This is a genomic window from Mesorhizobium sp. M1D.F.Ca.ET.231.01.1.1 (assembly GCF_003999155.2).
GTDB lineage: Bacteria > Pseudomonadota > Alphaproteobacteria > Rhizobiales > Rhizobiaceae > Mesorhizobium.
Map to the genome: position 1 here is coordinate 33,293 of NZ_RZOZ02000015.1, position 12,146 is coordinate 45,438.

Sequence of the window (12,146 nt, forward strand, 5' to 3'; positions counted from 1 at the left end):
TCTATGGACAGACTGGGAGACGCGCACGGTGTAGCGGCTCACATCGTCATACTGCACCTACGCCACACACCGGCCGGACCTGATCCGGCTTTATGAGCATTGGGCTTTGTCAGTTGCCCAAGCGTGATGGCTTTCGCGACGCGGCGCGCCTCAGGAACTGAGCCGCGTCCAGGTCGAAACGCGGGAAAGAAAGACAGGAAACAGAATGGCCGATCAATTCGCAACGGACGTCATTGCCCTGATCAAGAAACGCGCCGAGTCGGAGAGCGGTGAGGGAATGCCTGCGTCATTCGTCGGCGAGATAACAATCGCCACGGAACTGGACGCGCTCGGGTTTGATTCGCTGGGTTTGGCGGACGTCCTCTGGGATGTGGAGCAGGCCTACGGCATCAAGATCGACATGAACACGGCCGATGCCTGGTCCAATCTCAAGAATGTCGGCGACGTCGTGGAAGCCGTCCGCGGCTTGCTTGCGAAGGAGGCTTGAATGGACAGGCGCGTCGTTATCACCGGAGTGGGCGGCCTGTGCGGACTGGGCACCGACGCCGCCTCTATGTGGAAAGAGATGCGCGAAGGCCGCTCCGCCATCGGCCCGATCGCCAATTCCGAGCTTCATGACCTGGAGGGCATGACCGGCGCTGAGATCAAGGCGCTGCCCCAGCACGACATCAATCGCAAGCAGTTCGTCTCCATGGCCCGCTTCAGCTTGCTCGCCGTGCTTGCAGCGCGCGAAGCCATGCGGCAGGCCGGACTTTCCTGCGACGAGGGGAATGCCCATCGCTTCGGCGCGACAGTGGGCGTCGGCGGCTTGGGCTGGGATGTGATGGAGGAAACTTACCGGGCCCTCCTTTTGGACGGCGCGAGGCGAGTTGGCATCCTCGCTGTACCCAAAACGATGCCAAGCGCCGCCGCCGGCCAGGTGAGCTTGAGCCTCGGCTTGCGCGGGCCGGTCTTCGGGGTGACCTCCGCATGTGCCTCGGCCAACCATGCGATCGCCTCGGCGGTGGACCAGATCAAGCTGGGCCGGGCCGACGTAATGGTTTCCGGAGGCAGCGACGCACCCTTCGCATGGGGCGTGCTGAAAGCATGGGAAGCAATGCGCGTGCTTTCACCCGATACCTGCCGGCCCTTCTCCGCCGATAGGAAGGGCCTGGTGCTGGGCGAGGGTGCGGGCATGGCCGTGCTGGAAAGCTACGAGCATGCCACGAGGCGTGGTGCCACAATTCTTGCCGAGATCGCCGGCGTCGGCCTTTCCGCCGATGCCTTCCACATTGCCGCGCCATCTGTCGAGGGGCCAGCGTCGGCGATGCGCGCCTGCCTTGCCGATGCCGGGCTGAATGCCGAGGACGTCGACTACCTCAACGCGCACGGCACCGGTACCAAAAGCAATGATCAGACTGAAACGGCGGCGATCAAGCGTGTGTTTGGAAACCACGCTTATTTGATGTCCATCTCTTCCACCAAGTCCACGCACGCGCATTGCCTCGGCGCAGCGAGCGCGCTTGAAATGATCGCCTGCGTGATGGCAATCCAAGAGGACGTCGTGCCGCCGACCGCCAACTATCGCGAGCCAGATCCCGCTTGCGACCTCGACATCACACCCAATGTGCCGCGCGAGCGCAAGGTGCGCGTCGCCATGAGCAACGCCTTCGCCATGGGCGGTACGAACGCAGTTCTGGCATTCAGGCAGGTGTAGAAGCCATGCAAGACGCCTCATTTGAGGTCACCTGTCGTATCTAGCTGCTTGCCGGACCACTATGTGAAGCGAGCGCTATTGGCTGCCTCTGCGATGCGGGAATTGGCAGCGGACGTCTCACGATCAAACAGGCATCTGCTTGTAGAATTCTTTTAATCGTGAAGCGGCGCGAGTGCGCTATCCGTTGAGGTGAGCAAGGCCGGCGCCCTGGGTGAGCGCTGGTGTCGGGTGGTGGAAAGTACAGGGGGAGCTGTGTGGCCCCCTCTTTCTCGGCCTCGACGATGTGCGAAGGAGCCTGTGCGGCGAACGGGCCGACGCCCCAGGCTCAGAACCTGGGCGAACCTAACTCCCGCCAAAGGACAGCCCAGAGCTGGATACACGAAAGAGATACTGAACCCGCGAATCAGATTCTGATCAATCGTCGTGTCTGAGCTCCGCTCGGCTCTTACGGAGATAATCGCGCGGCCCGGCAACGGCCGCGCGTGCCGCGGGCGTGAGCTTTGCGCTTCGTCAGAAGTGCCTCGAGCGTGACGACGATAATTGACCAGCCATATGGAACGCATTCGCCCAGTTATCCAAAGCGTGGATACCTTTCATCTAAACAAAGGATTTTACCGTTTTTGCTGCAGGTCCCATAGAGGCGCTTCAAGTTGGAAAGATAGGTAGTTCCCATGGTTGCGTTGGATCCGAGGAGCATCATCTGGTGTGCGGGGCGCACAAAGTCAGTCGCATCTGCATTACGGCTTGGTCTTTCGGCGGTCTCCACAAGTTACGCCCCGTTGGTGCGATGCCAATTATTTAACCAATGCTTGGACATTTATCTCAACCAGACAGCTCCAAGGTGAGGTCTTCCATGCGCCCGAATGTCGATTGGAAGTTGTGCTGGGAAAATGAGCTGCAACTGGCCGACCATGTCGAACTCTCCGACTTTTTTCGAAAGACCTATGGACGGACTGGCGCCTTCAACGCGGAGCCATTCGAAGGCGGCCGCAGTTGGGCCGGCGCGAGGCCGGAATTCCGCGCAATCGGCTACGACGCGCATGGGGTAGCGGCTCACATCGGCATGCTGCGGCGCTTCATCAAAGTTGGCGAGGTCGACTTGATCGTCGCTGAATTGGGCCTGTACGCGGTTCGTCCGGATCTTGAAGGGCTCGGAATCGGTTTTTCGATGCGCGTGGCGTACCCAGTGCTCCATCAGTTGGGTGTTCCATTCGCTTTCGGCACGGTTCGGCACGCGCTGCGAAACCATGTCGAAAGATTCTGCAGAGCCGGCCTCGCGAACATTGTGTCGGGCGTTCGCGTACGATCGACCCGTCCAGATGTGCATCCCGACCTGCCGCCCACGCGCCTGGAAGACGTACTCGTGTTGGTTTCGCCGATCGGACGCTCGATGGACGAGTGGCCGTCCGGTACCCTGATCGACCGGAACGGTCCGGAACTATGAAGCCTCTGGACTACATATGCGAAGGGCAGAGTGACAATGCCGATGGCACTGCAGAGCGCAGCGTCTATCTGACGTTTGACGATGGTCCCAATTCATTTTTCACACCGCAGATACTCAATGTGCTGGCGCAACATCAGGTGACGGCGACCTTCTTCGTTGTTGGGGCCTACGCGGCCGACGAGCCGGAACTCGTTCGCCGAATTATTACAGACGGGCACGGTATAGCCAACCACACGATGACTCATCCGGACCTGGCCAAATGCGGGTCCGTCGAAGTCGACTGCCAGATAGTTGAGGCAAACAGAGTCATAGGGATGGCTTGCCCGCAGGCCATGGTTCGGTACTTTCGTGCACCGTATGGCATCTGGACCGAAGAAGTAATCGCTGCATCAGCGGGTGCGGCATTGGCGCCCGTCCATTGGTCCATTGATCCACGCGACTGGTCTCGCCCCGGCGTTGACGCCATCGTCGACAGAGTGCTCGCCGATATCCGGCCGGGCGCAATCGTGCTGTTGCACGACGGGTGCGCTCCCGACGAATTGCAACCAGGCAATCAAGCCAGTCTGCGCGACCAGACGGTGACAGCGTTGTCACGCCTAATTCCAGAATTGCACGGCCGCGGATTTGTAATCCGATCACTTCCTCAACACCCCTGAACAAACAGAGATCCTATGGACCTTCTCACCACAGCCAGTACTGTTGCCGTTTCGTCTTATGCGGTGCTCTCGACTGTTTACAGAGGCATGCAAGCGGTCTACTCCCAACCGGAAAATGTTACGCCGCCGTCGGAAAGCTTGTTCGGATCCGACCGTTGGCCGAGCGTGGATGTCATTATCCCCTGCTACAATGAGGACCCGCGCACACTCGCGGCGTGTTTAGCTTCCATTGCAAATCAAGATTACGCCGGAACATTTCAGGTCTATCTGGTTGACGACGGTTCTGGAAATCGTAATGCCGTCATCCCGGTACATCACGCCTACGAGGGCGACCCGAGATTCAATTTCATTCTGCTCCGCGAGAATGTTGGCAAACGCAAGGCGCAGATCGCCGCCATCCGCCGCTCATCTGGAGATTTCGTGCTCAGCGTCGACTCTGACACGACACTTGCGTCCGACGTCATCACAAAGCTTGCAGTAAAAATGCGGGATTCCATGGTCGGAGCGGCCATGGGCCAGCTGACGGCATACAACCGCAGCGACACTTGGTTGACCCGATTGATCGATATGGAATACTGGCTGGCTTGCAATGAGGAGCGCGCGGCGCAAGGTCGCTTTGGTGCGGTCATGTGCTGCTGCGGCCCATGTGCAATGTACCGCCGGTCTTGTCTCCTTTCTCTGCTGGATCAATACGAGACGCAGCTGTTCAGGGGGAAACCAAGCGACTTCGGTGAAGACCGTCATCTTACGATCCTCATGCTGAAAGCAGGCTTTCGAACCGAGTACGTTCCAGGTGCCGTCGCGGCGACAGTCGTTCCGGACAAGATGGGACCTTATTTGCGCCAACAACTCCGCTGGGCACGAAGCACCTTCCGGGACACGATGCTTGCGCGAGGTCTACTGCGTGGCCTGGATCGCTATCTAACTTTGGATGTGATGGGAGAGAATCTCGGCCCATTGTTGCTCGGCATCGCGGTAGTAACGGCGCTCGGTGAGCTACTATTTTCACATACAGTAAATTGGTGGACGGTGCTGGCTATTGTCACGATGACCATAATCAGATCTACGGTGTTATCTTTCCGCACTCGGCAGCTTCGATTCATCGGCTATTCAATGCACGCGTTAATCAGGATATTCCTGTTGATCCCCTTGAAGGCTTACGCCCTGTGTACATTGAGCAATAGCGATTGGCTGTCGCGTAAAAGTGTTCCCCTGCCCAACAGGAGCACAAAGGAAATCACAAGCGCGATGCCGCTTGCCGGAGCAAATGCTGCGGGCAATTCTGGAATTGCGGAGTCACTTCATACTGCAGATCTTTCGCTCACAGCTGGTGAAGTCTGACGGCCTTGCAGCGCCGAGTGACCGAGTAAGTTGTGTCAGTCGACACGGGGTGAAGCTTTCGAGTTACCTATGGTCAGAACGGGAACTATCTGGAAGCGACACGTGGCATCTTGACGTTATTCTTTGGCGGAAGCGATACACGCGTCGCTCCGGCCGCGACTTTCCAAAGGTGCCATCTCAAGGCGGTGGCCTGCTCTGAACCAGAATTCGCAAGTAAGCTGCCGGTGGCCAATCGGACTCATTCCGCTTGAGATAGACGCATGTCCAATGTAGCAATCGACCTTACCGGCGTAACCAAATTATTCGGAAACAAGCTCGTTGTGGACGGGCTGTCCTTCACCGTTGCATCGGGAGAGTGCTTCGGTCTGCTGGGGCCGAACGGCGCAGGCAAGAGCACGATTGCGCGTATGCTCCTCGGTATGACCCGGCCTGACGCGGGTGATATAACAGTCCTCGGTCTACCAGTGCCGGCACGCAGCCGCTTGGCCCGCAAGGGCATAGGCGTGGTCCCGCAGTTCGACAATCTCGACCTGGAATTTACGGTACGCGAGAACCTGTTGGTGTTCGGGCGCTACTTCGGCATGAGTACAAGAGAGATCAACGCCGTCATCCCACGGCTCCTCGAGTTCGCTCGCCTTGAGAGCAAGGCGGATTCACGTGTCGGCCTGCTATCCGGCGGGATGAAGCGGCGCCTGACGCTGGCACGTGCTCTGATCAACGACCCCCAGTTGCTTGTGATGGATGAGCCCACGACCGGCCTCGACCCGCATGCCCGCCATCTGATCTGGGAGCGACTTCGTTTCCTGCTGGCGAGCGGAAAAACGATCATTTTGACCACCCATTTCATGGAAGAGGCTGAGCGGCTTTGTGATCGGCTGTGTGTTCTCGAGCGGGGACGCAAGATCGCCGAGGGCAGTCCTCATGCGCTGATCGACGAGTACATTGGGTGCAACGTGATCGAGATCTTCGGCGGCAATCCACAGGAGCTGATTTCGCTGATCAGACCGTACGTTCAGCGTGTCGAGGTAAGCGGCGAGACGCTCTTTTGCTATGCGCCTGAGCCGGAGGATGTGCGCATCCAGCTTCGCGGTCGAGCGGGTCTGCGTATTCTAGAGCGTCCACCCAGTCTGGAGGACGTTTTCTTGAGGTTAACCGGACGTGAGATGGAGAAGTGAGCAATGGGTGAACGTTTTGCGGCCGCTCTACCCGCCAACGCCTGGAACTGGATCGCGGTGTGGCGCCGCAATCATCTGGCATGGAAGAAGGTGGCATTTGCTTCAATGCTCGGCACCCTTGCTGATCCGATGATTTACCTTTTCGGGCTCGGCACTGGCCTTGGACTGTTGGTAGGCCGCATCGAAGGTGCATCCTACATCGCCTTTCTGGCAGCCGGCATGGTTGCGACGAGCGCGATGACAGCATCAACCTTCGAAACAATTTACGCGGTTTTCGGTCGAATGCGCGATCAGGGCACTTGGGAAGCAATCCTGCACACACAACTTACCCTCGGCGACATCGTTCTCGGTGAATTGACCTGGGCAGCCACAAAGGCCTTTCTGGCCGGTACGACAATTGCGATTGTTGCCGCCGCGCTAGGTTATGCCGCGTGGACGTCGGTTCTCTACGTGCTGCCGGTCATCGCTCTCACCGGGTTCGCCTTTGCGAGCCTGGCCATGCTCGTCATCGCGCTCGCGCCCAGTTATCACTATTTTATTTTCTATCAGACGCTTGTCATCACACCCATGCTGTTCCTTTCGGGCGCGGTTTTTCCAGTCGGCCAATTGCCAGGAGTGTTTCAGCAGATTGCGGCCTTCTCGCCGCTGGCGAATTCTATCGATCTAATCCGTCCGGTGATGCTCGGCCGCCTGGGCGACAATGTAGGGCTGCATATAGGCGCACTTTGCATGTTCGCTGTATTGCCTTTTTTTCTGTCGGCTGGACTGTTTCATCGACGACTAATGCGTTGACGCTTACCTACGCCCATCAACGAGAAGGAGGTCCGCAATGCCGGATTGCAAACTGCCCCCAGCGGCCCGGAGGCATGCGTGTGCCAGGAATCGCGAGTGGTACAACAACGCCGAAGCCGGGCGCCACCCAGCCGCTGCAGGCACGCGCCCATCTTCGCGACCACACCTCGGAGTACAGGCTGGGTGGTGAGGCGCGCGGACCCACCCGGAGCGTTCAAGCGATAGCAGCCAAGCTTCTTGTGCGCGTCCCCAGACCGTCGCGGCCATTATTTAGTTGGATACACATGCAATGACCCACAACGAACCAACTCCTGAGCCTTTTGTGATCCTTGCTATGCCAAGGACCGGAACACACTATTTAGAAGAATTGCTAAACGAGCATCCGACCGTTCTGAGTAACGGTGAGTTGCTAAACGAATATGATCCCAATTGGCCCAGCACGGATCGCCTGCTAGGCACGGATCGCGAGCTTCTTGAGCTTGCCTATGTGCGCTGCCCTATGCGCGACTACAAGAATGTGACGCATCTTGGCTGCAAGATCAATGAACCTCAGTTTCGCGAGCGTCCAGCATTCTTTGCGGAATTAGCTCGTTGGCCAGCACTCAAGGTCATCCTCGTTGTTCGCCGAAACGTATTGGAATCGCTCCGATCCTTTGTGCAGGCCAGGGAAAGCGGTCAGTGGCTGAAGTTCAGCTCGGACAACGATACCGCTCGGCCACCGAGCGTCAGGTTGTCAATCGCCGACTGTGAGGCTTATTTCAAAGCCGCCGACGATTTTCACGCTCGCGTTATGGACTCCTTCACGTCGACCAACCTGCTTGTAATGGAATACGAGAGCCTACTTCACGAACCTGCCCAATGCTTGGGAGCGGTTTGGGATTTCCTGGGCGTTCCAGCGCTTGAGCCATCAGATAACGCCATCTTGCAGCGCCAGGAAACGCGACCGCTTGATCAAACGGTGGAGAACTTTGACGAGTTGCGGATTCACTTCGCACGCGGACCTTATTCAAGATTTTTTGACCTCGGAGATTCAATGCGCTCCTACGCTTAATCGCTTGTACCGCGTGCTCTGATGGGCGTGTAGGATATCCTGCAGTTTGCGCGCATTCCGTTCCAAAACTGACAAACCAAAGTCACCAAGGCAACCGGCAGTCGATCTGCGGCGAACATCAAAGGGCACGGGCGCAAGGCGACCTGGTCAATTCCCTCTCTGATGAAGCACTTCCTCAGACGCGATCTTTGGCGAGCCTCGAGTGCAGAATTCCGGCAAGGTGGAGGGTTCCAGTGCGCAACTGCACCAATCTCGCTGGACGGGACAGGCGTCCAGTTGGCACGGCGCTTGCTCCGAGATGACAGCAGCGCTCGACCGGAGCGCAGCATGGGAGAAGGAGGAGCCCCCACCCCGATCCGGTCAGGGAGAGAGAAACGATGTTGGTTCCAAGAGTCCCCCGCGCGATCGCAGCGCCCCGCAAGCGCCATTTTGCCCGGACCTACGTGCAGGTACTTGCCGCCATGGTCCTTGGAGCCGCAATTGGCTACCTCTATCCGGAAACCGGCCAAAGCCTGAAGCCGCTCGGCGATGCCTTCATCAAAGTCATCAAGATGATTATCGCACCTGTCATCTTCCTGACAATTGCGACCGGCATTGCCGGCATGAGCGATCTGCAGAAGGTCGGCCGAGTTGCCGCCAAGGCGATGGTTTATTTCCTTACCTTCTCGACGCTTGCACTCGTTGTCGGGCTGATTGTCGCGAATATCGTTCAGCCTGGCGCCGGCCTCAACATCGATCCGGCCTCGCTCGATGTCGAAGCCGTTAAGGGCTATGTGGCCACGGCTCACGAGCAGTCCGTGACCAGCTTCCTGATGAACATCATCCCGTCAACGATTGCCAGTGCCTTCGCGGAAGGCGACATCCTGCAAGTCTTGTTCTTCTCGGTCTTGTTCGGCATTGCTCTGGCGATGACCGGAGAGACGAGCAGGCCGGTCGTTACCTTTCTCCAGGCGCTCACCGCCCCCATTTTTAAGCTCGTCGGCATTCTGATGAAGGCTGCACCCATCGGCGCCTTCGGCGCTATGGCCTTTACGATCGGCAAATACGGAATCGGTTCGGTGGCCAACCTCGCGATACTGGTCGCGACGTTCTATCTGACCGCCTTCCTCTTCGTGTTCGGGGTTCTCGGCGTGGTCTGCCGCTGCAACGGCTTCTCGATCTTTTCTCTTGTCCGCTACATCAAGGACGAGCTGCTGCTTGTCCTGGCAACGTCCTCCTCGGAGGCCGCGCTGCCCTCGCTCATGGAGAAGATGGAGAAGGCCGGCGCCGCGCGTTCGGTCGTAAGTCTCGTCATCCCTACTGGATACTCATTCAATCTGGACGGCACCAATATCTACATGACGATCGCCGCCCTCTTCATCGCGCAGGCGACGAACACAGATTTGTCAATTGCCGATCAGATCCTCCTGCTGCTAATTGCGATGCTTTCCTCGAAGGGTGCGGCAGGCGTCACCGGCGCCGGCTTCATCACATTGGCCGCTACTCTGTCTGTCGTGCCGAGTGTTCCCGTTGCCGGAATGGCTCTAATTCTTGGCGTGGACCGCTTCATGTCGGAATGCCGCGCGCTGACGAATTTAGTCGGTAATGCGGTGGCATCGCTCGTTGTCGCTCGCTGGGAAGGCGAATTGGACCAGTCCCGGATGGAAGCCGCTTTCCGCGGTTAGGGTTACATCAAACGGGCTCCCCGCAAGCAAGCAATAGCGCGACGTGTAAGTCACGGCCTTCACAGCAGTCGAATTGCCGGCCTCCAAAGAGCGCTGGAAATAGTGTACTAACGCGGAGAGTAATACAACACCATGAAGCCCCTAAGCAAACGAACGGTTCACGGAAACTCATCTGGGTCCGCATGGAGCGCTGTTCGTCGAATGCGTTATCAACCGTGGGGTGTGGTAACTATTTCAGCTTGCCGCCCCAAGCCGTCGCGGGATCGCACCGGATGACGGAGGACCGGCCGATCAGAATCGCTAGGGGAAAGCGCGTCACAATTGCCGATCTCGCCCGCGAAGCCGGAGTCAGCGTAGCAACAGTCGATCGGGTTCTGAACGTCCGCCTTCCGGTGCGAGAGGAGACCGCCCAGCGGGTCCATGCGGCCGCGCACGCGATCGGCTATCATGCTGCCGGTCTCATCAAACAGCGCTTGCAGCAGCACCTGCCGCACTACAAGCTGGGCTTCATCTTGAGAAAACCTGCCCACGATTTTTACCAAGATTTCGCTCGCAATATTGAAGAGTCGGTCAGTATGGCTAAATCCTTCCACGGCCTTCCGATCATCGAGTTCGCGCAGTCACATTTGCCGCGTGACCTGCTCCCGCTTCTTAAGGACCTTGGAAGCCGCTGCCAGGCGATCGCCATGGTGGCGGCCGATCACCCGAAAATCACAGCATCAGTCGAGGAGCTCAAGGCGAAAGGTATCCCGGTATTTTCGCTGTTATCCGACTTCGCCGATGGCGTGCGCGAGGGCTACATCGGCCTCAACAACAGCAAGGTCGGACGGACTGCCGCTTGGGTGTTTTCCAAGGCCGCAAAACGGCCCGGCAAGGTGGCGGTGTTTGTCGGAAGCCATCGCTTCCAGGCGCATGCGACGCGGGAAACGGCCTTTCGTGCCTATTTTCGTGAGAACGCGCCCAAATTCGAGGTGCTTGATCCGCTCGTGAACCTTGATGAACGGCAGCTCACTTACGAAAAATTGCTGGATCTTATGCAGCGGGAACCAGAGCTCGTCGGCTTCTATATGGCCGGCGGGGGTATAGAGGGAGCAATTTCCGCGCTCCGAGAAGAGGGGAGCGGTCAGGATCTCGTCGCGATCGTGAGTGAAATGACGCCGCAGTCACGTGGGGCGCTTGCGGATGACATCTTGACGATGGCGGTCGGCACGCCAATGCGCCGACTTTGCCAGGAGCTGATAATGGCAATGGAGCGGGCCATCAAAGCCGGCGTCGCGGAGAGCCCGGGGCAGACATTTCTGCCGTTCGACATTTATCTTCCGGAAAATATTTGACCTTGATGGATTTCTATCATGAGCGCCCATTTTCCTTTCACCGATGAAAGGAAAGCTCGATTGACTCGGCCGTCTCTGTCCGATCTGTGAACCGGCGTGGTTCCGTCTTGAAAGAAGCCGGATGCCGAAATGGCAGCCGCGCTTCATGGAAGGAAAGTCAAGCAATGCGCCAGGTATCGCCCCGCTTTGCACTCGATCACATGGCGGCGCCCCGCCTTGACGTCAGTGCGCTTTTCGCGCTTGCCCGTGACCAAGGCCTGACCGACGTCCAAATCCGTTACCCTCATTTCAGCAATCCTGTCGCACGCGGCATTCCGGCTGCGGACGTTCGGTTTGCCGCTACCGAAGCGGGCGTCACGATCATCTCTGTCAACGCCTTGCAGCGGTTCAACGACTGGACTCCAACGCGTCAGGCCGAGGCAAGCAACCTCGCCGATTATGCGACGGCGTGCGGGGCAGAGACGCTCGTGTTGGTGCCGGCCAACCGCAGCTCGTGGCCCACCAATAGCGAGCGCCAGGACAATCTTCGTTTCGCTCTAAACGAGATCAAGCCAATCCTCCAGTCGCGGGGTCTGATCGGTCTCATCGAGCCGCTGGGTTTCCGAACCTGCTCGCTTCGATCAAAGAAGGAAGCGGCCGAGGCCGTTGCCGCGGTTGATGGCCAGTCCGTCTTTCGCCTCGTGCACGACACGTTCCACCACACCCTGGCCGGGGAGACATGCCTGTTCTGCGAGCTTACCGGCCTGGTGCACATTTCAAGCGTAAACGACCCGACCTTCTGGATTTACCCCGATCGCTTTCTTGCAGGTTCCGACAATGGCAGCCAGATTCAGGCGCTGCTGGATGGCGGCTACGCGGGACCTTTCTCGTTCGAGCTGATCGAGGAAGTCCATTCTCTGGACGATCTCGCAGGCGCACTTGCCGCCAGCATCGACTTTATCCGGCGAGGGCTATTGTCGTCAAAGTAGATGGTGACAGGTGTAGTGACTATAG

Annotated in this window: 11 protein-coding genes; all 11 read left to right on the plus strand. The window is 58.2% G+C overall.

Annotated elements, in window-relative coordinates:
- Positions 1 to 205 precede the first annotated feature (205 nt).
- The 11 genes from EN874_RS28840 (at position 206) to EN874_RS28890 (ending at position 12,121) form a co-directional block, all read left to right on the plus strand.
- A complete protein-coding gene (locus EN874_RS28840) occupies positions 206 to 487 on the plus strand; it encodes an acyl carrier protein (protein WP_029356603.1) in 282 nt (93 codons plus the stop codon).
- Entirely contained in the window at positions 488 to 1,696 is a 1,209-nt protein-coding gene (locus tag EN874_RS28845) for a beta-ketoacyl-[acyl-carrier-protein] synthase family protein (protein ID WP_127276661.1), read from the plus strand.
- 853 nt (positions 1,697 to 2,549) lie between these two features.
- The gene (locus EN874_RS28850) at positions 2,550 to 3,140 is read left to right on the plus strand and encodes a NodA family N-acyltransferase (RefSeq protein WP_024505875.1); all 591 of its coding nucleotides are present in this window, start codon (positions 2,550 to 2,552) and stop codon (positions 3,138 to 3,140) included.
- Positions 3,137 to 3,796: a chitooligosaccharide deacetylase NodB gene (gene nodB, locus EN874_RS28855; protein WP_126057632.1), complete on the plus strand. Its 660-nt coding sequence runs from the start codon at positions 3,137 to 3,139 to the stop codon at positions 3,794 to 3,796. The genes EN874_RS28850 and nodB overlap by 4 nt, the downstream gene beginning before the upstream one ends.
- A gap of 15 nt (positions 3,797 to 3,811) precedes the next feature.
- On the plus strand, positions 3,812 to 5,137 hold the full coding sequence (nodC, locus tag EN874_RS28860; RefSeq protein WP_032899868.1) for a chitooligosaccharide synthase NodC: 1,326 nt from the start codon (positions 3,812 to 3,814) through the stop codon (positions 5,135 to 5,137).
- Positions 5,138 to 5,397: 260 nt separating this feature from the next.
- Positions 5,398 to 6,312, plus strand: a complete 915-nt coding sequence (gene nodI, locus EN874_RS28865; RefSeq protein ID WP_024505873.1) for a nodulation factor ABC transporter ATP-binding protein NodI — start codon at positions 5,398 to 5,400, stop codon at positions 6,310 to 6,312.
- A gap of 3 nt (positions 6,313 to 6,315) precedes the next feature.
- The gene (locus EN874_RS28870) at positions 6,316 to 7,104 is read left to right on the plus strand and encodes an ABC transporter permease (protein WP_029356621.1); all 789 of its coding nucleotides are present in this window, start codon (positions 6,316 to 6,318) and stop codon (positions 7,102 to 7,104) included.
- Between the two features lie 289 nt (positions 7,105 to 7,393).
- On the plus strand, positions 7,394 to 8,155 hold the full coding sequence (locus tag EN874_RS28875; RefSeq protein WP_024505871.1) for a sulfotransferase: 762 nt from the start codon (positions 7,394 to 7,396) through the stop codon (positions 8,153 to 8,155).
- A 377-nt stretch (positions 8,156 to 8,532) separates the two neighbouring features.
- On the plus strand, positions 8,533 to 9,819 hold the full coding sequence (locus EN874_RS28880) for a dicarboxylate/amino acid:cation symporter (protein WP_126063813.1): 1,287 nt from the start codon (positions 8,533 to 8,535) through the stop codon (positions 9,817 to 9,819).
- Between the two features lie 272 nt (positions 9,820 to 10,091).
- The gene (locus EN874_RS28885; protein ID WP_024505889.1) at positions 10,092 to 11,153 is read left to right on the plus strand and encodes a LacI family DNA-binding transcriptional regulator; all 1,062 of its coding nucleotides are present in this window, start codon (positions 10,092 to 10,094) and stop codon (positions 11,151 to 11,153) included.
- Between the two features lie 164 nt (positions 11,154 to 11,317).
- Complete coding sequence (locus EN874_RS28890; RefSeq protein WP_024505888.1) at positions 11,318 to 12,121, plus strand: TIM barrel protein; 804 nt, start codon at positions 11,318 to 11,320, stop codon at positions 12,119 to 12,121.
- Positions 12,122 to 12,146: the final 25 nt, after the last annotated feature.